This is a genomic window from Pseudomonas sp. MWU13-2862 (assembly GCF_023242495.1).
Classification (GTDB): domain Bacteria; phylum Pseudomonadota; class Gammaproteobacteria; order Pseudomonadales; family Pseudomonadaceae; genus Aquipseudomonas; species Aquipseudomonas gingeri_D.
Genome location: NZ_JALMEZ010000005.1, coordinates 247,176 through 269,370, shown reverse-complemented (window position 1 = coordinate 269,370; position 22,195 = coordinate 247,176). Strand labels below are relative to the sequence as shown.

Here is a 22,195-nt window from a genome sequence, read left to right as displayed (position 1 = left end):
CGCTTAAAATTATGGCTATAAGCCACTAACTGTACAGGCATGTTCAATGATCTGAAGCGGTAACTTGTGGGAGCACTGAACTCCCACAAGCGGAGCAACAGTTATAGCGAATCATTCTCCGGTCTTGATCTTGCTCCACAGCCGCGTGCGAATGCGATCGATATTCAATGGCATCGCTTCCAGGGCAAACAGCTTGCCCATCATTTCCGAGCTCGGATACACCTTGGTATCGGCCTTGAGCGCCGGGTCCACCAGGCTATCAGCCGCCGCATTGCCATTGGCGTACTTCACATAGTTGCTGATACCGGCCATCACTTTCGGGCGCAGCAGGTAGTTCATAAAGGCGTAACCGGCTTTTTCATCCCGGGCATCGGCCGGCATGGCGACCATATCGAACCAGATGGCGGCACCTTCCCTGGGAATCGAGTAGCCGATATCAATACCGTTCTTCGCTTCCTTGGCCCGGCTTTCAGCTTGCAGGATATCGCCGGAGAAACCCACCGCGACGCAGATATCACCATTGGCCAAGTCACTGACATATTTCGAGGAATGGAAGTAAGCCACATAGGGACGCACTTTCATCAGTAAGGCTTCGGCTTTTTTATAGTCCGCCGGGTTCTTGCTGTGGTGCGGCAGGTGCAAGTAGTTCAAAGCGGCCGGGAGCAATTCGGGGCCGTTGTCGAGTATCGCCACCCCGCACTTCTGCAGTTTCTGCATGTTCTCGGGCTTGAAGATCAAGTCCCAGGAGTCCACCGGCGCGTTATCACCGAGCACCGCCTTGACCTTGTCGATGTTGTAACCGATGCCTGTGCTGCCCCACAGGTACGGGAAACCATGTTCATTGCCGGGGTCGTTGACCTGCAGCGCCTTGAGCAACGCCGGGTTGAGGTTCTTCCAGTTCGGCAACTGGCGCTTGTCGAGCTTTTTCAGCGCCCCGCCCTCAATCTGCCGGGCCATGAAATGGTTGGACGGGAACACCACATCGTAGCCGGACTTGCCGGTCATCAACTTGCCATCCAGGGTCTCGTTGCTGTCATAGACGTCATAGGTGAACGCGATCCCGGTCTCCTTCTGGAAGTTCTGGGTGACGTCCGGGGCGATGTAATCCGACCAGTTGTAGATCTTGACGGTCTCGGCCGCCTGGCCGAGGGAGGCGACCAGCATCAAGGGAGCAAGGGACATGCGGATCATGAGTCGATTCCTGTGTGAGTTTTTGTTGGCAGGTTCGGGCGATCAGAGGATCAGAAAATCAGTGCATCGGTCTTGTGATGGATGAGCCGGCGCCCAGGCGCCGGTTACTGCATGAAACCCTCCATAAAGCCGGCAACGCTGCTCGCCAGCTTGCGGCGCCAGGGCGGCGTATCGGGGTCGGCCAGGGTCTGGTCCTCATGGACAAAGCTGCGGATGATCGCGTTGTAGCCCAGCCAGCGGCAGGGTTCCGGCTCCCAGGCTTTCAGTGCCTGGAGGCCCCCCTCGCGGATCACCCAGGGTTGCCGGACCCGTTCGCTGTCCTGCTCCAGGATCAGGTCGGCCAGGGTCCGCCCGCCGAGATGGCTGGCACCCACGCCCTCGCCGCCATAGCCTCCGGCCAGGGCCAGGCCATTGGCAGGGTCGCAGAGCATGTGCGGCTGGAACCGTCGCGACATGCCCAGGTTGCCGCCCCAGGAATGGCTGATGCGGACCTTCTTCAATTGCGGGAACAACTCGCCGAACAGGTAGCGACGCAGCTCGATTTCGCTGTCGGTGAGGTCGAAGTCATGCCGTAGCCGGCCGGCAAAGCGATAGCCGCCGCGAGCACCGAAGATCAGCCGGTTGTCCGCCGAGCGTTGGCCGTAGGTGACCTGGCGACTGCTCTCGCTGAAGGCCTGGCCCTGGCTGAGGCCGATTTCGTCCCAGGTCGCGGCGGACAAGGGTTCGGTGGCCACCAGCAGGCTTTGCACCGGCAGTTGATAGCGGCCCAGGGGCGGCAGCGTCACCGAGTAACCCTCCACGGCCGGGACTACCCAGCGACTGCGAATCTGCGACCGGGCCGTGCGCAAGCCGCCAGAGCGCCAGTCGGTCACCGGGGTGTTTTCGAAGATCCGCACACCCAGGCGCTCGACGGCCCGGGCCAGGCCGCGCACCAGCTTGGCCGGCTGGACCGTGGCGATATGGGCGGCATGGATGCCGCCGTAGGGCCGGGCGACCCGAATCTGCCCGGCCAGTTGCTCGGGCCCCAGCCAGCGGTAATCGCTCTCGTTGAGCCCCTGCTTGTAGAGTTTGTCCAGGTAGGTCCGCAGGCTGTGTTCCTGCTCGGGGTAACGCGCGGCGCAGTACAACGCCCCGGCCTTGCGGTAGTCGCAGTCGATGCCTTCGCGATCGATCACCCGCTTCACTTCGTCGGGGATGTCATGCAGCAAGTCGAAGGACGCCCGCCGCTGTTCCGGCGACAGCCCGGCCAAAAGACGGTCTTCGCCCAGCAGATTGCCCATCACCCAACCGCCGTTGCGCCCCGACGCGCCGAAACCGGCGGTCTGCGCCTCGACAATCACCACATTCAATTGCGGGGCCTGGCGCTTGAGGTAATAGGCGGTCCACAGCCCGGTGTAACCGGCGCCGACAATGGCCACATCGACATCCAGGTCCTGCTCCAGGGACGCCCGTGGCGTCAGCGGCTCATCGAGCTGATCCATCCATAAACTGATAGTGCGCCATGCTGGCATTCCAGACTCCACAACCGGTAACAGATGGTTGCGATCCTAGTGCCAGTGCTCAGAGGCTGTCTTGCGCGCGTGCACGCAGAGAAATTTCCTTGACGTAGGCCTTGGGCGACAGGCCGGTGTGCTCGCGAAAGCACTTGTAGAAGGCCGACAAGGAATTGAATCCGGCGGCAAAGGCCAACTCATCGATACGTAACGGCGGCACGGCCTTGTCCAGTGCAGCCAGCAGATGCTGCAGGCGCGCCTGGTTGACGTAGCGGTAGAAACTCTGGCCGAGCACCTGGTTGAGCAGATAGGAAATCTGATTACGGCTATAGCCGCACTCCCCGGCTACCCGTTGCAGGTCCAGGTCGGGGTCCAGGTAGGCTTGCTGGCGCTGGAAATACTGTTGCAGGTCATCCGCCATAAAGCTCAGTTGCCGCGGCGACAGGCCCAGGCGACTGGTCGCCGCGCGTCTACCGCCAGTGGTCGTGCTGGCGACCTGTTCGCGCACCAGGGACGCGTATTCATTCACGCGCCAGATCAGGCCGTCACGCACGGTGATCGCCTCGCTGGAATGAAACGATACCAGGCCCTCGCCGCCACGCAGGGTCATCTGGTACTGGATAAAAGCGGTATTGCCATCCAGACGGATGCGATCGCTATGTTCGAGGGCTTCATCTGATTCGCGCGGCATGCTCGATCGTACGTATTCGCGCAGCTCTGAAAGGCCCAGGACACGGTTCTGAAAGAAGTCGTGGTACTGGATCTGGGGATGGTACAGCGCCATCACCCCGTCAAGGTCGCGGTGTTTCCAGCACAGGTGGTAACGCAAAACGGTTTCGCCGGTCGCCCGGGTCTGCTGCGGGCCGTCATTGTCGTCGGACATGGCGCACTCGAACCAAGATTAAGAGACATAGATCAAATTACACGAAAACAATCGCCGAACGGCTTGAAAAAACTCTCTTGCGCTCGTTGAACGGATGCTATTTTTAAGCCTTGTGCTGGTGGGACCATGAGGTCCCGCCGTTCCTACCCGCGAGCAAAAGGAAGCGCTCAATGATCCAGGTGGGCAACATGAGTAGAGTCTTCAGCAAGGTGACTTTCCCCAACGCATGCCAACTGATGCGCTGGCATTTTCATCCCATGGGCTTCGAAGCCAGCATGGATGCGCCGGGCAGCATGGTCGCCCGGCTATTCGACCGGGCCAGCGGCGAAACGCTGATCGCCATCGCCGGCATTCCTTGCGCCACGGTGATGAACGCCGCCGATGTGGAGCGGATCATCGAGGCGGTCGAGGATGAGCTTGAGGCCTTTGTGCCGCCCATGGGGCTGCGGGCCGTCAACTGACTCAAAGGCGACACCTGACCTTGTGGGAGCGGAGCTTGCCCGCGAAGAGGCCCGCGAGAACGCTAAAAGCTTCGCGGGCAAGCTCCGCTCCCACAAGTTTATAGGGCGTGTTCAATCCCCTTTTACAGTTCCATAGATAAGCGCAACCTTCAGCGCTTGACGCGTAAATCGGCGAAAAACGCTTTGTCCCCCGCCACCCGATCCGAGGCCTTGGGCCCGTTCGCGGCCTGGCCGTCCTGCCCGTCCAGATACCAATAGCAATGCTTTACCGCCCGGGTGATGCCGACATAGGCCAGCCGCAGGATCTCGTCCTTCTGCGCCTTGTCGTAGGCCTCGGCATCGCCATCCTCCCCGAGCCCGGCCATGCGATAGACCTGGTTCTTGTAGGGTGAACGGGTCAGATGCAGGCAGTCGCCCAACAGGAACACCACATCGGCCTGCAGCCCCTTGGCGCTGTGATAGGTCAGTTGCTTGAGCCGTCGCTGCTCGAAAGGCAAGCTAGAATCAACATTAACTACAGAAGAAATATGCTCATTAATCAGTAACTTATCGCTACTTTTTCGAAACAGCATCAAGATGCTTTCGCCACGCCGGTAGTGCTCTTCCAAACGTTTGGCCAAACCGGCATCGTCCCGATCCAGCACATTGACCGGCCACAGTTCCTTTGGTTCGCCGCTGGCCTTGGCCTTTTTCCCGGCAATCGCCGGTGCCGCGCGGACAATATGCTCGGCCGCATCGATGATGTGCTGATGACTGCGATAGTTGTCACTGAGCATGACCCGGGTGGTCGCCGGTGACGGGAATTGCTTGCCGAATTCCATGAAGTACTTGGGCGAACTCCCCCGCCAGCCATAAATCGACTGCCAGTCATCGCCGACGCACAACAGCGATGAATGCCGGGCCGCGCGACCGACCTGCATCGCCGGGCCACGGCGGCGGATCTCCCGCAGGCTGGCCCGCAACCAGGAGACGATCTGCGGTGAAACGTCCTGGAACTCGTCGATCATCAGGTGCGACAACGGACGCAATAGCTCGTCACTGAGCAGCGCCTGGTTTTCCGGGGTGTTTTCGCCGAACAGCGAGAACATGCGGTTATAGGTCATGATCGGTGGCGACTGGGCCAGCAGATGGGTTTCGAGGGCCTTCCAGAACAGGCTCAGGGCTTCGAAGAAGAAGCGGTCCGGATCGTCCTGGGCGAAACTCATCCGCGCGACGGCGGCCGGCACATCCAGACCCAGGTTTTCGATAAAACCGGCGGCCATCACAAAACAGTCGAGCAGCGGTGCGGACGCCAGTTCACCCTTGACCTTGTAATCGAAGCCGGGACCGGCGGTGGCATTACCCGCCAGGGACGACAAAACGCATTTAGCTGACTCGTAACTATCCAACCATATCAATGGCTTACGGCAGAAAGCTTGAAACAAGGTGCGTTTTACCGCCCATTCGGCGCGCACCGTGAGCTTGGATCCGGGACGGCTGATCTGCGGACTTTCCCGCGGATCGAAGCCAAGTACCACCCAAGCCTCCAGCTCGGCAATGTAACCATGGCAATGGAACGGCGAACCGTTGATCTCGATGACCTCACGGTCCGGTTCAATCCCGGGAATCGGCCAGGCATCCGCGCGAAACCACAGGTCCTCCAGGGTGTCGCACAGCTCCTCGTCGCGTTTGGACGCCAGCTCGGTGACTGCCATGCGCTTGCGCACATCCGGGTGGTCCTGGTCCAGCTCACGCAGTTGCAGAGCCTGCTTGTAGAGCGGCACCAGCACTTCGCGAAAACGCGGATTATCGGTGTGCAAACGTTGATAGCAGGCATTCAACTGCTGGCGCTGGGCGTCGTTGATCCGCAGGTCGAACGGGTTGCTGTCGGCGCCTTCCTCGGCGAACAGGCTACGCTCACTGAGGTTCTCGAACGCCTGCAACTGACCGAAGCCCGGCAGGCTGCGGACCATGGGCAGGATCCGCGAGTGAAAGGTGCGTACCACCTCACGGGCATCCCGAGGGCTGAGCACATGCCCCCAGAGACCCATGACCTCCACCAGCTTGGCCATGAAGTCCTTGCGCGACTCACGGGTAAAGGTCACCACGGTCATCGCGTCCAGTTCAAAGCCCAGGTAGTGGGTCAGCAGCAGGATGCGCAGCACCAGCGAAGTCGACTTGCCGGCACCGGCACCAGCGATCACCGACGTCGAGGGTGTGTCACTGAAGATCATTTTCCATTGCGCCGCACTGGGCTGCGACTGGGCAGGCAGGAGCCGAGCCACATCGGCCTTGATCCGCTTCTTCAATTCCGCCGTCAGCGGCAGGCGCCAATCGTCGAACAGATGGTCGTCGACCCCGGGTGCGCGATGTTCTACCGGACGCGTATCGCGGATCAGCAGGACCTGGCGTCCCTCCTCCAGGCCGTCGCGTCGCCCCTCCTCATAACCGTACTCGAGGCCGGCGCCATGGCCGCTACGAAAGCCGTCAGCCTGGCCCTGCAACCAGGACGCCACGTGCTGGGCGCGCAAACGACTCAGGCCGCCGCCCAGCAACTTGGCCAGCAAGCGCTTGAACAGGGGCAATTGAGCCAGGGAGGAAAGTTCGGCAGGCGGTTCGGGTGTCGGTGATGGCACGCTGACTCCAGGTAGGCGACGGTCTGGGCGAAAGGCCTATGGTCGCTCCATTACGTCCCGAGTTCTAGTCAATTGCTTTTCGATCAGCCATTTAGGCGACGAATTGAAAGTCCAGAGAGAACTCAAACAATCGAATAAACAGATTGATTTAAGGCATTTTTTACGCTTTTTATCGATATCTATTTAATAGATGATCGCTGCCATCAACCACCGGTTACCGTCCTGCCCCGGCTCCTGCCGGCCCATGACGAACCTGAACAGGAGAAGACTCATGCTGCAACTTCGACCCTTCAAGACCCTGGGCGGCGCTCATCATGGCTGGCTGGATGCGCACCACCATTTTTCGTTCGCCGAATACCATGATCCGCAACGCATGAACTGGGGCAACCTGCGGGTCTGGAACGACGACGTGATCGCACCCGGCACCGGTTTTCCGAAGCACCCGCACCGGGACATGGAAATCATCACCTATGTCCGTGAAGGCGCCATCAGCCACGAAGACAACCTGGGCAACAAGGGCCGTACCGAAGCCGGTGATGTGCAGGTCATGAGTGCCGGGACCGGGATCGCCCACAGCGAGTACAACCTGGAATCGACGCCGACCAAGATCTTCCAGATCTGGGTGATTCCCAACGAGGCCGGCTCGCCCCCGTCCTGGGGCGCCAAGCCGTTTCCCAAGGGTGAACGTGGCGAAGGTTTCGTTACCCTGGCCAGCGGCAAGAGCGGCGACGACCAGAGCCTGCGGATTCGCGCCGATGCCCGCCTGGTGGCGGCCAATCTGAAGGCTGGGGAAAGTGCCGAGTATCGCCTGGACAGCGGTCGTCGGGCCTATCTGGTGCCGGCCACGGGGGTGATCGAGGTCAATGGCCTGCGTGCCGAAGCCCGCGACGGGGTGGCGGTGGCCGACGAGCAGGTGCTGCGGGTGACCGCCGTGCAGGACAGCGAAATCATCCTGGTGGACCTGGCCTGATTCGCTGATCGGCAAAACCAAAAAGGGGTGAACGACAATCGTCGTTCACCCCTTTTTTACGCTGCAAACGCAATCAACTGTGAGCTGGCTTGCCAGCGATAGCGATGTAGCATTCACCACCGCTATCGCCAGCAAGCCGGCTCCTACAGAAACCGTGTTCAGCTCGGTGAAATCGCCCCATCCACCAGCACCTGGGCTTCTTCCACCAGGCGCTTGAGGTGATCGTCACCGATAAAGCTCTCGGCGTAGATCTTGTAGATATCCTCGGTGCCCGAAGGACGCGCGGCGAACCAGCCGTTCTCGGTCATCACCTTCAACCCGCCAATGGCCTGGTCGTTACCCGGCGCATGGCTGAGGATGCGCTGGATCGCCTCGCCCGCCAGTTGCGTGGAGGTCACCTGCTCAGGTGCCAGCTTGCTCAGCAGGGCCTTCTGCGCCGGGGTCGCCTTGGCATCGACCCGCACGGAGAACGGCTCGCCCAGTTCATCGGTCAGGCCGCGATAGATCTGGCTCGGATCACGCCCGGTGCGCGCGGTCATTTCCGCCGCCAGCAAGGCCGGGATCAGGCCGTCCTTGTCAGTGGTCCAGACACTGCCGTCCTTGCGCAGGAACGACGCCCCCGCACTCTCCTCGCCACCAAAGCCGAGGGAACCGTCGAACAGGCCGTCGGCGAACCACTTGAAGCCCACCGGCACTTCGTACAGGCGCCGGCCCAGGCGTGCCGCAACCCGATCGATCAGGCCACTGCTGACCACGGTCTTGCCAACCGCAGCATCCGCGCGCCACTGCGGACGGTTCTGGAACAGGTAGTCGATGGACACCGCCAGGTAGTTGTTCGGCGCCAACAGGCCGCCGGACGGGGTGACGATGCCGTGACGGTCATGGTCAGGGTCGCAGGCAAAGGCCACGTCGAAGCGTTCTTTCAAACCGATCAGGCCCTGCATCGCATGGCTGGAGGATGGGTCCATGCGGATCTTGCCGTCCCAGTCCACGCACATGAAGCGGAAGGTCGGGTCGACTTCGGTGTTGACCACTTCCAGGTTCAGTCGATAGTGCTCGGCAATCGCCGACCAGTAGCGCACGCCGGCCCCGCCCAGGGGGTCCACGCCCAGGCGCAGGCCGGAGGAACGGATGGCATCCAGGTCGATGACATTGATCAGATCGGCCACGTAGGTGTTGAGGTAGTCGTGGCGATGGGTGGTGCTGGCCTTGAGCGCCTGCTCGTAGCTCACACGCTTCACACCGGCCAGGCGGTTGGCGAGCAGTTCGTTGGCCTTGGCCTCGATCCACTTGGTGACATGGGTATCGGCCGGGCCGCCATTGGGCGGGTTGTATTTGAAGCCGCCGCTTTCCGGTGGGTTATGGGACGGGGTGATGACCACGCCGTCCGCCAGGCCCGAGGTGCGACCGCGGTTGTAGCAGATGATCGCGTGAGAGACCGCGGGCGTCGGCGTGTACTCGTCGGCGGCGGCGATCATGGTGTCCACGCCATTGGCGGCGAACACTTCCAGGGCGCTGGCGCCGGCCGGCGTGGACAACGCATGGGTGTCGATGCCGACAAACAGCGGACCGTCGATCCCCTGGGCCTGGCGGTACAGGCAGATGGCCTGGCTGATGGCCAGGACATGCCACTCGTTGAAACTCAGCTCGAACGAAGTGCCACGATGCCCGGAGGTGCCGAAGGCCACACGCTGGGTGGAGATCGCCGCATCGGGCTGGCCGGTGTAATAGGCCGATACCAGTCGCGGGATATCAACCAGCAACTGTGCCGGTGCCGGCTTGCCCGCAAAAGGACTGAGTGTCATGCAAAACCTCTGGAGATGGATGGTACGGGGGAAGACGCGCAGTTTACTGGCAGTTCGACACTGACGTTAAGGGTTCTATCCGTTGGCGCGAAGATTTTCCATGGGAAACGCGCTCCCCCGTGAGAGGAAGCGCGTCTCTTGATCAGCGCAAATGATGCGGCGCGTTAGCGCGCCCGTGCTTTCATTTCGCCAAGGGCGGCGACCTGATGATTTTTCAGGTCATAGCGCAGTCCTGCAATCAAGTCGGAGATGGCCCGACTGCTGTCAAGCTTCGATGCCTGGATTCCGGTGACCATAAGGTCGATCCGTTCGGATTTTCGGTCGAAGACTCTGACCGTCAACGACTCGTCCGCCCCCAGGCTGCATTGGCAGCGCGTGGGCAGGAAACTGCTCTCGATGATGTTGCGTAACTCCAACGTGGACAATACTTGCATGGCGACTCTCTCCTTTATGTGAGACGGCCAGGTCTTTGGCAGAACAGCCAGGGTTAGCCATTCACATCTGCGTTTCAAGCGGGCGCCCGGTCCAGCCATGGAGGACGACACCGATATTCAGATTAGGCCTTTTCACACAGCTCGTTAAGGTTATTCGTCCGACAATCCGACACAATGACCCTGCACTCAGCGTGCCGAAACAAGATGAATTATTGTTTGTTGGAAAAATCAATGCGTTAAGGCGCTAATAGACCCGCGCGTCCATGCAAAATGCATCAAATGCCTTCTAGGATCGTGCCGTTTGCCGGTATCGTGGCAAACGCCCCTGGCCTGGACCGGCATCCAGCGCCAGTGTCATTAGGCACCGTGCCGCCACCGCATCCATCAAACGAGGGAGTACCCCCTCATGACAGGGCAACGAGAGCTCATGAATTCGACGACTATCGCCGCAACCTTCCTGCTGGCGCTAACCACCACCGGCGTGTTCGCCGCCGACAAAGCCGACCTGGCCCCCTTCCCCAAGGCCGAAGACGGATTCACCCGCTCGGTCATTCGCGTGCCGAAGATGACCAAGGACTCCGACCATCGGGTCGAGATCATCGCCGGCAAGGTCATGCCCGTCGATTGCAACACCAAGCGCCTGGGCGGCAACCTGGACGAGAAAAACCTCGAGGGCTGGAGCTACTCCTATTACCGCCTGGAGAAAGTCACCGGGCCGATGTCCACCCTGATGGCCTGCCCGCCCGGCAGCAAGACGAAAAAAGACTTCGTCCCGGTGATCGGCGAAGGCTACATGCTACGTTACAACAGCAAGCTGCCCCTGGTGATCTACGCGCCCGATGACCTCGAGATCCGTTATCGGATCTGGACACCGTCCAAGCTGATCAAGCCCGCCAGCCCCGAATAAACCGTTCTGGCTCACGCAGCCCCGCCCAGGGCTGCGCGTTCGGCAACGTGGCGCAAACTGTCGAAGTTGATATTGGCCCCCGAGTTGACCGCCACCAGGGTCTGGCCGCGCAGCCCATGGGCCGCCACGTACTGCTTGATGCCCGCCACCGCCAGCGCACCGGAAGGTTCGGTGATGGAGCGGGTATCGTCATAGATGTCCTTGATCGCGCTGCACAGCTGGTCGTCGCTGACGGTGATGACCTCATCGACATACTCACGACAGATTTCAAAACCATACGCCCCGATCTGCGCCACGGCCACGCCGTCGGCAAAAGTCCCGACCTTGGGCAACACCACCCGCTCCCCCGCCCTTAGCGCCGCCTGCAGGCAATTGGAGTGCTCCGACTCCACGCCGATGATGCGCACCTCCGGCCGCAGGTATTTGACGTAGGCGGCGATGCCGGCGATCAACCCGCCGCCGCCGACCGGAACGAAGATCGCATCCAGCGACCCGGGATGCTGGTTGAGCAACTCCATGGCCACGGTACCCTGCCCGGCGATCACATCCGGGTCATCGAATGGCGAGACAAAGGTGTAGCCACGCTCCCCGGCCAGTTGCAGGGCATGGGCCAGGGCAAACGGAAAGCTCTCCCCGTGCAGCACGGCCGTGGCTTCACGACTGCGCACGCCCTGCACTTTCAGTTCCGGTGTGCGGGTGGGCATGACGATGGTCGCCTGGATCCCCAGGGTTCGCGCCGCCAGGGCCACGCCCTGGGCGTGGTTGCCCGCCGAGGCCGTGATCACGCCGCAGCGTCGCTGGGCCTCGCTGAGCTGGACCAGCTTGTTATAGGCCCCACGGATCTTGAAGGAGAACGTCGGCTGCAGGTCCTCGCGCTTGAGCAGGATCTGATTGCCCAGGGCCAGGGATAACGCCGGGGCCACTTGCAACGGGGTACGAATCGCCAGGTCGTAGACCGGCGCGGCAAGGATCTTGCGCACATAGTCGCCAAGCAAATGGCTATGGGTGGCAGGTTCCTGACTGAGGGTAGCGGTGCTGGGCATGGCGGTCTCCGGGTGATCGTTTGGCCTCGGAGACAGAAACAAAAAACCCGCCTCGGAGGCGGGTTTGGGTAACAGATACAGGTCAGCCCGCCAGATAAGGAATGGCGGTAATAATGCTTGGCTGAGAAAAGCGCTGTACGGAAGTCATGTGTCGACGTTATCCGGGCACCACGGCCAAGTCAATGCCCGGATGCATCGATTACCAGGCCTGGCCACGGCGCTTGAGCTCCAGACGCCGGACGAACTCCTCGAGCACCAGGCCGTACAGGTCATCCTGCAGATAGGCGTCCTCGGTACCGGCGTCCATGTTCGGGTTGTCGTTGACCTCGATCACCACCACCTTGTCGCCGGACTGCTTGAGGTCGACACCGTAGAGCCCGTCGCCGATCAGGTTGGCGGTCTTGACCGCCAGCTCCACCACCGCCCGTGGTGCTTCGTGAACCGCCAGGGTGCGGCATTCGCCGTTGATGTCCTGGCCCTTGGCCTTGTGGTTGTAGATCTGCCAATGGCCCTTGGACATGAAGTACTGGCAGGCGAAGATCGGCTTGCGATTGAGGACACCGATGCGCCAGTCGTATTCGGTGTAGAAGAACTCCTGGGCCAGCAGCAGGACCGAGTGTTCGAACAACTCGGCGGTGGCCTCCAGCAACGCCTGCTGGCTTTCGACCTTGATCACGCCACGGGAGAAACAACCGTCGGGGATTTTCAGCACCAGGGGGAAACCCAGCCGATCGCCGACCCGTTCGAAATCTTCCGGTCGTTCCTTGTAGAGAATCTCGGTGGCGGGCATGCCCAGCTTGTGGCTCTTGAGCAGGTCGGTCAGGTAGACCTTGTTGGTACAACGCAGGATCGAGGTCGGATCATCCATCACCACCAGGCCTTCGCTTTCGGCTTTCTTGGCGAAGCGGTAGGTGTGGTTGTCGACGCTGGTGGTCTCGCGGATCAGCAAGGCGTCGTACTCGGCGATACGCGAATAATCCTTTTTCTCGATCAGTTCGACATCGATGCCCAGGCCCTTGCCGACCCGGATAAAGTTCTCCAGTGCCTTGGCATTGGACGGCGGCAGCGCCTCCTGGGGATCATGCAACACCGCCAGGTCATAACGGGCCAGGCGCCGCGAACGGGGCACGCGCCAGATCTTGCGACTGAAACTGTCCAGGGACTGGGCAAAGTGATCTTCCTGATCTTCGCGCAACTTGTGCAAGGTGCCCGACTTGACCCCTTCGATATGCCAGGCGTTGGTCTTTTTAAACTCGACCAACAATATCGGACAGGGAAAAACTTCAAATAACTGACGCGCCAGATCCTGTAATGGTTCAATCACCGTACTGCCAAAATACAAGGTCAGGGTAAAGCCTTCGGTGCCTTGGTAAAGTTGATGGCCCAGGGCTTTATCGAGGGTTTTGTCGAGATCGTCCAGGGCCAGGCCGTACAGCGCCTTGCGGGTCAATTCGCTGATGGTGCGCACCGACGGAATGACCTTGTGCCCTCTCGCCTCGGCCAGCAACGAGCAGTAATAGCCGTGGCCCAGATACTTGTAGCTGCGGCACAGGTTGATCACCTGGACACGCTTGCCAGGCTCATTGCCCCGGGTCTGCTCAAGGTACTCCTGGGCCGTGACGATGTCTTCGCTGGGAAAATAAGAAGCCCAGTCTTCCTTGCGCTCCACGATAATAACCAACTGACTGCCGGGACTTGTTGAACTTGACAAAATACTTGTCGTGGTTATTGCTGTCAGTGCAGTTTGCTCGGATACTTCGCGCCAATGACCTTGTACCGCTGACATAAAAACCGACCCCATGGAAAACAAGACACTTCCTATTAAGCACGAAGTTTTTTGAAAGTCCCGTTTCGTTACACAACTTTTACGGTGGTTATATGGATCTTGTCTTTCGCATTGCCACGACCGATGATTTGCCCGCCTTGCTGGAACTGGAAGAGCACTGTTTCACCACCGACCGGCTGACCGCCCGCAGCTTCCAGTGGATGGTCAGCCGTGCCCATGCGCAACTGATGGTCGCCCAGCAAGCGGACGGTCGACTGGCCGGCTATGCCCTGGTGCTGTTTCATCGCGGTACCTCCCTGGCGCGCCTGTACTCCATCGCCATCGCTCCCCACGCTCGCGGCACCGGACTGGGCAAGGCACTGCTGCAACGTAGCGAAGCCTGCGCCCTGGAGCATGACTGCGCCTACCTGCGCCTGGAAGTACGCAGCGACAACGCCGCCGCCATCGCCCTTTACGAACGCAACGGCTATCGCCGCTTCGGGCGGATCAGCGATTACTACGAGGACCACGCAGACGCCCTGCGCCTGGAAAAACGTATTCTCGAACACCGCGACAGCCGCGACCTGCAGGTTCCCTACTACGCCCAGACCACCGAGTTCACCTGTGGACCGGCCTGCCTGCTGATGGCCATGGGCGCGTTGCAGCCCGGGCGCAGTACCTCGCGTCGGGAAGAGGTGCAGATCTGGCGCGAGGCGACCACGGTGTTCATGACCTCCGGCCACGGCGGTTGCAGCCCCCAGGGCCTGGCATTGGCCGCCTGGCGCCGAGGTTTCGCGGTGCGCCTGCAAGTGAGCATCAGGGGGCCGCTACTGCTCAACGGTGTGCGCAACGAACATAAAAAAGACGTCATGCGCCTGGTCCACGAGGGCTTTGAAAGCGAGTTGGCGTCAACCGATGTCGAGCAGGTGTTCGGCGGCCCGCTGGACCTGCCACGCCTGCTGGCCGCAGCGGGACAACCGCTGGTGCTGATCAGCAGCTACCGTCTGACCCGCTCCAAGGCCCCGCATTGGGTGATCGTCACCGACTGTGATGAAGAATTCGTCTATCTGCACGACCCGGATGTCGATCACAGCCAGCATCGCCAGCCATTGGACTGCCAGCATCTGCCGGTCAGTCATGCCGAGTTCGACAAGATGAGCGCCTTCGGCAGCAGCAAGCTGCGGGCGGCGGTGATTGTCTATCGAAGAGAGCAGCAATAAGCTGGGAGCGATACTCAGCGTTGCATATTCGGATCGCTGCGGGTACCGGGACTGATTGGCACCGCCATCGGTGCCGACTGATCGCGCGGATAGCCATTCTGGATCGCGCCGTTTTCAATGGTCGCAGGCCGTGGCGTCGGCAACGTACTCGGACCGCGCAAGGGCGGTGCGCTGGACACCGAACCCTGGCGACTGTTTGGATTGGCGCGGCGAATCGGGCTGTTGTAGGGGTTGTCGCTGTTGGGCAGGTTTTGCGCCAGCAACCGCGGCGCGCCCTGGGGAGTACCTTCGGCAGGAAGGGCAACGACCAGAAGCCCGACGACCAGCAAGGCTATCGGAGCGAAGACCAGTCTGTTCATGACGCCTCTCTTCAAGGGTGAGTTCGTTATGGGGGTTGGACAACGCCTCGCCCCATAATATACCCGCAACCGCCTCGAATTCAGTGCCGCCGTGGCACAGCCGGCCGCCTTACTGTCGGCCCAGCCCTGCCAGCAGGCCACTCAGCGCCTGGGGCGCCAGTTGCAATTTGGTCCCGCGTTGCGCCGCCTGCTCGATATCCGGGATCAGCAGGCTGGTATGGACGTCACTGTCATAGAGCATCAGATCCTCGCCGCTGTGTTGCAACACCAGCCGCTCGGAATCGGCACTGATAACCGCATCACGGCTCTGCGCGTCAATGACGATCTGTCGATAATGGCTAAGCAACCCACGACCCAGTGGGTAGTGATGCACGCCATGGCTGTGGCCGGAAACCATCAGGCACTCGGCCTCCTCCAGGACCGGCAACGGCTCGCCGTACGCCGGACTGCTGTGATCGAGCTGCAGGATCAGGTTGCCTTTGGACAAATGGACAAAACTGTAGCGCCCTACCGGCGTCGCCTGCAGATTGTCCAGGCACCACAATTGCCCACTGTCTTCATCATGGATATAACCGCCCGCCTGGCCTGCGGCCTTGCCCAGGTAAGTCAACTGATGGTCTGCCTGCGGACCTTGGGCACAGAGCAGCTCCGCGCTGTCCGGCAGATACCAGCCGGGGGCCTGGCCCGGCTCGGTCAGCAATCGCACGGCCGGCGGCAGATCGTAATGCTGGCGCAACGCCGCGATTCGCTCGCTGACTTGCGCGAGCTCTTGATGTGCCTTGATCCGCAGCGCAATCAGAACCGCCCGCTCCGTCAGGGTGGCGGCAACCGGCAGCAGGACCATGACCCCGTCGCTGCTTTCCAGGTGCAACCGGGTCCCTTGCCGCTGCCCCCTGATCCACCGCTGCGGCGCCTGCCAGGCCATCGCATCGGGGGCCGCTGGTGACGGGAGCAACTGCTCGTCGAATGCCAACCCGGTCTTGGCCGGGAGCAGGGCCTGGCGATAGAGCTGTTGGCTCTCGCCATCCAGAATCCAGGCATGGTGGTCATCGGCGGTCAGTCCCAGATAGGTCAGGGCCTGCCGTCCATCAAGATTGCTGCCGCCCTGCACCAGCCGTTGCGCGGCACAGTCATACCAGGCGCCGGTGGTTTTTCCCGCGAGCCCTCCCAGCCCCCATAACGCCAGGTTGTCGAGTCGTGCTGGCGCCGTACTGGCCAGCCGTCCGAGCGCCGTCGCCAGATCTTCCCGGTGGCCGACGACCCAACTGGCAACCACGCCCGCCAGCCGCGCAGCGCCACGGTCCAACAGCCATAGGCATCCCTCCGTCGTCAGGGCCAGCCACGGTGACTGATCGCCGCCCCGGACAGCACTGACCTCGCTGAGGTCCACCGCCGTAGCCAGCATCCCGCTCATGCCTTCATCGGCCTGGAAGTAAGCCCGTCGCGCATGTGGGTCGTAGAAGTAGAAACCCGGCTTGTCACCCCCCGTCGACCCCACCAGCGAAAGGTCCCGCGGCAGGGCCGCGCCCAGATTTGCCCGCACCACACGCGGCGGCTGGTACTCGCTGTTGAAAACCAGCCACTCGCGCTCTGTCGTCTGCCCCAGGCTGGCGGCGCAGGTCACTACTGGCGCGCAGATGGCGCTGACTTGCCGCTCGGTCATCCGTTTTAGCGGATCACGCCAGTGTGCAGCGGCGGATAGCAGGGCCAGACTGTTTTCGCCGGGGTTGAACAGTTGTCCGACCCGATGGATCGCCAGCAGTTTCAGCGAGGCCTCTTCGACCTGATAAATGTGCTCGACGGAGCAGTCCGGCAACAGCTCTTCAATCGCCAGCAGGAGTTGACCATCGCGCTGCACCAGGCTGCTGTGGGTGATGGTTCCGGCAAAGGTCCGCGGCCGGTACTGGACCAGTACCTGTCCCGTGGCGATTGCCACCTGCCAGACATCCGCGTCCCGGTAGAACCAGGCCTTGTCTTCGACGATACCGCCCAACTGCGCCTGGCCGAGAAACTCGCTGGCCTGCGGATAATCGGTGTAGATAAAACGGTCCTGGCTCACCTGATAGAACGCCCTGCCGGTGTCCTGCCTGGCCGGGCGATAATGATCAACCGTCACGAAGGGTTGGCTGTGGGGTGAATGGCTGGTCAACTGCTTGAGATGCGCATGCAGGGCCTGCCAATCCGCGAGTACACTGCCATCGGCCTCCAACAGGCTCAGTTGCTGGTTCTCCCGGTCGACGGTAAACAGTTCGCCACTGGCGTCGATCAACGAAATCTCGCCACAGTTCTCCGCCAGGGTTATCACCAGGCTCCCCACCTGCAACTGACTGCCGTCGAGGCGTATCGTGGCCTCCTTCAATTGCCGGGCATCCAATGTCCAACGGCTGTTCGCCGTGCCACTCAGGGAAATCGACACACCGTCCAGCAGACTGAGACGGTAATGACCGCCCTCACCCTCCAATTGATAGGAAAGCTTGCCCTGCAGGATATCCGGCAGCGCGGGCACCAGGATGTCACGGTCCTGGGCGTCCAATAACACCCTGACCGGTGTCTCCACGTACTCCGGTATAATCCGCCGGACAATCCGCTCGCCGGGGAAGGCGTAGAAGTCAAAGTCGAATCGATAGTCTTCCTCGAGCCTGCGCAACACATCAAAACCGTAGTCGTGCCGAGTGGTGGCAAACGGCAGGATCATGTATTCGTAATTGAGGTACGACTTCGGGGTCATGGGTAGCACCAGGATCGCATCGCCGGGGGCGAAGCTGACCTCGGCCTGGCGATAACCGATACCTTCGCGAATATTGATCGCCTGGCTCTTGTCCAGGTTCGCTCCGCGGCCTGGCCACCAGAGGAAGTAGTTGCTCCTGCCGGAGCCGGTCGAGCCCCTGGGGTCGTTGCGGTAAAGGTATTGGCTGCCCAGGGTCAGTTGCTGGCGACGCAGATCCAGTGCGCTGATCACCGCGCCCGGAATGGACTCCATCAGGGGATGCCCGGGGGCCTGGACATCCGCCCCATGACCGGTGCTGTTTTTGCGCTCCACGCGCCGATAGCCGCCCTGGCGATAGGCGCTATCGAGACCGGCAAAATAGCTACCCACCTGGGCGGCCTCCTCGGCCACGGCACTGAAGGCCTGGGCCAGGGCGGTGAAGCCGATACCCAGGCCAGCCACGGGTGCCGCCAGCGCGCCGGCAAAACCCGAAGCGGAGGCGGCACCGACGATACCGGCATTCGCCGCCATCGAAGCGCCAAGACTGAACACGCCGAGGGCCAGTCCGGCGCTATCAAAGGCCAGTTGGGTGGCGAAGACCGCACGCTGGGCTTCATTCTGCGCCTGGGACAACTCGATGACGTCCAGTACCACGCTGCCCAGGTTCAAGAACAGGCCAACGCCGGCATTGAGCCTGGAGAGCGACGACATCACATTGAGGGACTGCGCCTCACTGAAAAACGCCTGGCCCTTGCTGATCGCCAGTGCCGAACGAAACAGGTGCACGACTTTCGCCACATCCATGACCGTGCCATGGACAATCTGCGCCGTATTGAGCCAAGCGTGCACTTGTAGCGAGCAGCCCAATACCCCCGTCAACTCGCCGCCGGCCGCCTCGGTGCGACTCTTGTGGCCAAACCAGGCGAACAGGGTCTGGACCATAAACAGGGCATTGAGCCCATCGGCGGCCTCCCCTTCGGTCGCGTCGACCTGGCCCGCCAAGGGCTCGCCCGCCCCCTCGTGAGCCTGCGCGACCCGGGTCAGTTGCCGGTTGTAGTCCTGCATGAATTCAACCACGCGGCGGTCCGTCAAACGCAGTACCCGGGTCGGTTCTTCAGGATGCGCAACCTGTACGAATTCCAATCGGTACTCGCCGCCCTTGGCAGCTTCCTCCTGCTTCAGGCTGTGCCAGAGCGGCAGCCATTCGCCCGCGGACAGATTATTGTCACGGTACAATTGCTCCATGCCTTGCTGAAAGCCTTGCGCCCGTGTCACCACGCCGAGCCGCTGTTTCTTCAGCTCCAACTGAGCCAGTTTTTCATCCAGCGTCTCCGTCAGCAGCAGGCTCTCGTCATACCCGGTTTTTCCTGGCGCGACCAGCGCCATCCAGGCATCGCCGCTGCGACGCAGAACCATCTTGGTGTCCGTGAGGGTGACGCCCCGTTTGCCGCCCTGCGGGTTGACGATAATCTTCGCCGAATGGGCCGCGACGGAACGTACGGAGAGTTTTTCCCGATCCAGGCCGTGTACGAACGCCTGTATATAGCTGCTGGTTTCTGTCAGCTCGTTATCCACCAGCGCACACCCCACCAGGCTGATATGTTCCGGCGCGACAGCTCGCGCCCGCACCTGCCCGGACAGCAAAGGATGGTCCAGTAACTGCCTGAGGCCTTGCGCCAGTTCGGACGGCAAGTAACCCGCCAGGGTCCGCTGCCCGGCGGCATCGTCACGGCCATGACCCACCGCCTGCAAACGCCAGTGGTTTTTCCCCTGCCGGTTCAATTGGCCGATCCGCGCCAGCAGCGCATCCTGGCCTGGCGCGAAGCGCAACTGGCCCGCGACATCGAGCTGGAGCAACAATGAATCCGAAGGGTGTTTACCGGCCAGATCAATCGCCGCCTGCCTGACCGTCCGATTATCTTCAAGCTGAACGACCAGTTGGTAGTCGAACCGGCTGGTACCCTCGCCTTCGTTGGATACCGCCAGCGCCGGCAGATCCCACTCGCCGACTTCGTCCCGGTTCAGTACGCTGTCATCTTGCGAAAGAGGCTCTCTGTTCTCGTCGTCAGAGGCTGACGCCGACCACTGCTCGACATTCGCCCTCTGCACCGCCTCGGGGTCGTAATAATCCTCGTCACTCCAGCCGACCAATACTTCACCGGGAATAAAACCGACCCGTTTCTCGATATCATGCATCGCAACCACGAAATCGCGAAGACGATTGTTTAATGCTTCGGGTGTACTGGAGGTCGCCACAACATTGCGCAACGCCAACAGATAGGATCGTTTATTGTTACTCAATCGCGCATGCCGGGAAACCTGGTAACCACGCTGTTTGAATCCCTGCTCCTTCGCCTCACTGAAGTCATTGATAATCAGGACCTGCGCACCCTTTTCAACCGCTCGCGTCACATAACGATCGACTTTCTCATAAAACTCTTCAACGCTTAGATAGCTATTACTGAAATGCCCGCTGAGCAGGATCAGATCACCTGGCCCCAGATCGGATCGCGCAAACAACTCCCAACCGTCACCGTTCAGGAACTCGGTGCTGTCGAGATTCCCGCCGTGGAGCCGACTGATAAAAAACAACTTTCTTTCATTGGTGATCAAAGGAAGAAAATTGACCCGGTAATGTTCCTCCGCCGTCAGCAAGGACAGAGGCAAGTGCAACCTGTACTCTGCCGAGGAGACTTGGTTGATGGTGACCGCACTAGTATGCTTGGCCGCATTCTGCATGACATAAAACAACGCGGCGACCCGTGTCCTGGCGGTTAATTGACCAATTTTCGGCACCGCCGGCTCATCAACAATCACCTTGCCATCTTTCAGCGAGATCAATTCAGCCAGACTGTCTTCAAAATAATCCTTTACCGCCTGACGAAGATTGTCCGCCCGATCCTGCCTGACAAACGCCTTGAGCTTTTCCCGCCGTCTTGCTTGTTCCGCCTCTTTTTTGGGTAAAGGGACGTCATCCGGAAAAAGGCGCTCAAAACTCATTGAGAGGTTGTCGTCGAAATCAAAGCCATGCTGGCGGCTGATCGCCAGGAGATCGGACTTGATCTCCTGGACACCCCTGACGACGCCCTGCGGATGGCTGACCACCTCGCTCTGGGTCACCGCGATCAAGGGATTGATATCGTTGACGATGATTTTGCCCTTGAACCCCAGCGCCCTGGCCCAGTTCGAATAAACCCCCGAGCCGGCCATGGGTTCTATCACGCGGGTGACCACAGGTGCAGGGGTACCCTCTGACTGGCGGTGAAGGATATCGGCAATCAGTGCGCCATCCACCTGCTCCAGTTCGGTGGCCACACTGCCCGGCATGCTGAAAAAAGGCAGGCCACGCAGATCAATCCTGAGGTCCATCTGGCTGAGCGCCCGGACCTTTTCCGCGCGTGTTCCACTGCTATCGCGCAGGCGCTCTTTCACCTTGCGCCAGAAATCGGGATCACGTTTGCCGCCGCGGCCCATGCCGGTCACCGGATAAGCGGGATGCCGGGTGTTCCAGTTCGAGGCAGTGGTCAGATAGTCCTCGTAAATAGAACCTTTCAAGCCATAACTACCGTAGTGGTAGCGATCACGCAGCCAGCCACGGAACTCGCTGATCCGGCTTTCCACCTGGGCCGGCGTATAGCCGCTCAAGACCCCTTCCGCACCCGCTACGCCGAGGACCAGGATACGGGCATGACCGTTCATGAGCGCGGGATCGCCAAGCACCGGCGCATAGCCCTGTCCATTCAGTCGAAACCACACCGTGGGCTTGTCGGGATGCTGCAGTCCGAGTGAGCGTATGGCGTCGGCAATCCCTGGGACCTCGCCGAGTTCCAGGATGATCTGGCTATCAAAGGTTTCATTGGCTTCGTTGTAGCGCTTCGATTGCCCCCAGAGGGCGAGGCGGGTCCCGAATGGGCTCGGCTCATTACTTTGTGTCGAGGTACCGGCTTCATTCCCCTGGATCCTGGGGCGTCCGCCCTCGTTCCCGAGGGCCGAACCGGGTCTTTTCCTCGATCCGCTGCTCCCGTTCCCATCCACACCGTCCCTGGTTGTAGCCGCTCCAACACCCATGTACCGCCTCCAGAATCATGATTTCAATTACGGGGACGTATTGTGCTGAGAAGCGTTATGTCTCAAGTCGTACATATGTATAGACATGGCTCTGTGCTGGGCCTCACAGACAGACACTCGCCGACAGCCATGTAACTGTCGTCATCCGTATGCGACAATAGGCCCAATGTCTGGAATGAATCCCGCCTTTAAATTGCACAGCAGCTCGGACACAGCGTCGGATGCTGCTCTTTACGTACGCGCGCTGGCTGAACTCTAGCGGTGACCGGAGCGA

The 22,195-nt window shown here is 60.8% G+C and carries 14 protein-coding genes; 4 read left to right on the top strand and 10 right to left on the bottom strand.

Translation table 11 applies throughout. The features are described from left to right. Positions 1 to 111 precede the first annotated feature (111 nt). The 3 genes from M5C56_RS11485 to M5C56_RS11475 all read right to left on the bottom strand — a co-directional run bounded on the left by M5C56_RS11485 (position 112) and on the right by M5C56_RS11475 (position 3,567). Positions 112 to 1,191: a polyamine ABC transporter substrate-binding protein gene (locus M5C56_RS11485; RefSeq protein ID WP_103494260.1), complete on the bottom strand. Its 1,080-nt coding sequence runs from the start codon at positions 1,189 to 1,191 to the stop codon at positions 112 to 114. A 104-nt stretch (positions 1,192 to 1,295) separates the two neighbouring features. Next, entirely contained in the window at positions 1,296 to 2,702 is a 1,407-nt protein-coding gene (locus M5C56_RS11480; protein WP_103494259.1) for an FAD-dependent oxidoreductase, read from the bottom strand. Positions 2,703 to 2,751: 49 nt separating this feature from the next. Further along, positions 2,752 to 3,567: a helix-turn-helix domain-containing protein gene (locus M5C56_RS11475; protein ID WP_103494258.1), complete on the bottom strand. Its 816-nt coding sequence runs from the start codon at positions 3,565 to 3,567 to the stop codon at positions 2,752 to 2,754. Between the two features lie 170 nt (positions 3,568 to 3,737). On the opposite strand from M5C56_RS11475, the gene M5C56_RS11470 reads away from it, so the two are divergent. Then, positions 3,738 to 4,028 carry a DUF1652 domain-containing protein gene (locus M5C56_RS11470; protein WP_103494257.1) on the top strand — a complete coding sequence of 97 codons (291 nt, stop codon included), beginning with the start codon at positions 3,738 to 3,740 and terminating at the stop codon, positions 4,026 to 4,028. Positions 4,029 to 4,177: 149 nt separating this feature from the next. Here M5C56_RS11470 and M5C56_RS11465 read toward each other — a convergent pair whose 3' ends face one another. Beyond that, positions 4,178 to 6,643, bottom strand: a complete 2,466-nt coding sequence (locus M5C56_RS11465) for a UvrD-helicase domain-containing protein (RefSeq protein ID WP_103494256.1) — start codon at positions 6,641 to 6,643, stop codon at positions 4,178 to 4,180. Positions 6,644 to 6,914: 271 nt separating this feature from the next. Here M5C56_RS11465 and M5C56_RS11460 point away from each other — a divergent pair, with 271 nt between their 5' ends. Beyond that, positions 6,915 to 7,613, top strand: a complete 699-nt coding sequence (locus M5C56_RS11460) for a pirin family protein (protein WP_103494255.1) — start codon at positions 6,915 to 6,917, stop codon at positions 7,611 to 7,613. A gap of 158 nt (positions 7,614 to 7,771) precedes the next feature. Here M5C56_RS11460 and pgm read toward each other — a convergent pair whose 3' ends face one another. Further along, positions 7,772 to 9,418: a phosphoglucomutase (alpha-D-glucose-1,6-bisphosphate-dependent) gene (pgm, locus tag M5C56_RS11455; protein ID WP_103494254.1), complete on the bottom strand. Its 1,647-nt coding sequence runs from the start codon at positions 9,416 to 9,418 to the stop codon at positions 7,772 to 7,774. 164 nt (positions 9,419 to 9,582) lie between these two features. After that, positions 9,583 to 9,852 (bottom strand): DUF1652 domain-containing protein, encoded by a 270-nt coding sequence (locus tag M5C56_RS11450; RefSeq protein ID WP_103494253.1) that lies wholly within the window; start codon positions 9,850 to 9,852, stop codon positions 9,583 to 9,585. Positions 9,853 to 10,279: 427 nt separating this feature from the next. Between M5C56_RS11450 and eco the strand changes: the two genes are divergently transcribed. Further along, positions 10,280 to 10,759 carry a serine protease inhibitor ecotin gene (gene eco / locus M5C56_RS11445; protein ID WP_103494252.1) on the top strand — a complete coding sequence of 160 codons (480 nt, stop codon included), beginning with the start codon at positions 10,280 to 10,282 and terminating at the stop codon, positions 10,757 to 10,759. A gap of 11 nt (positions 10,760 to 10,770) precedes the next feature. On the opposite strand, the gene ilvA is transcribed toward eco, so the two are convergent. Both ilvA and M5C56_RS11435 read right to left on the bottom strand, forming a co-directional pair. Next, on the bottom strand, positions 10,771 to 11,802 hold the full coding sequence (gene ilvA, locus M5C56_RS11440) for a threonine ammonia-lyase, biosynthetic (RefSeq protein WP_103494251.1): 1,032 nt from the start codon (positions 11,800 to 11,802) through the stop codon (positions 10,771 to 10,773). Positions 11,803 to 12,001: 199 nt separating this feature from the next. Continuing rightward, the gene (locus M5C56_RS11435) at positions 12,002 to 13,588 is read right to left on the bottom strand and encodes a RimK family protein (RefSeq protein WP_103494250.1); all 1,587 of its coding nucleotides are present in this window, start codon (positions 13,586 to 13,588) and stop codon (positions 12,002 to 12,004) included. A 92-nt stretch (positions 13,589 to 13,680) separates the two neighbouring features. Here M5C56_RS11435 and M5C56_RS11430 point away from each other — a divergent pair, with 92 nt between their 5' ends. Beyond that, complete coding sequence (locus M5C56_RS11430) at positions 13,681 to 14,787, top strand: GNAT family N-acetyltransferase/peptidase C39 family protein (protein ID WP_103494249.1); 1,107 nt, start codon at positions 13,681 to 13,683, stop codon at positions 14,785 to 14,787. Between the two features lie 14 nt (positions 14,788 to 14,801). On the opposite strand, the gene M5C56_RS11425 is transcribed toward M5C56_RS11430, so the two are convergent. Both M5C56_RS11425 and M5C56_RS11420 read right to left on the bottom strand, forming a co-directional pair. Further along, the gene (locus tag M5C56_RS11425) at positions 14,802 to 15,146 is read right to left on the bottom strand and encodes a hypothetical protein (protein ID WP_103494248.1); all 345 of its coding nucleotides are present in this window, start codon (positions 15,144 to 15,146) and stop codon (positions 14,802 to 14,804) included. Between the two features lie 109 nt (positions 15,147 to 15,255). Further along, positions 15,256 to 21,552, bottom strand: a complete 6,297-nt coding sequence (locus M5C56_RS11420) for a TcdA/TcdB pore-forming domain-containing protein (RefSeq protein WP_247263129.1) — start codon at positions 21,550 to 21,552, stop codon at positions 15,256 to 15,258. Between the last annotated feature and the right edge of the window lie 643 nt (positions 21,553 to 22,195).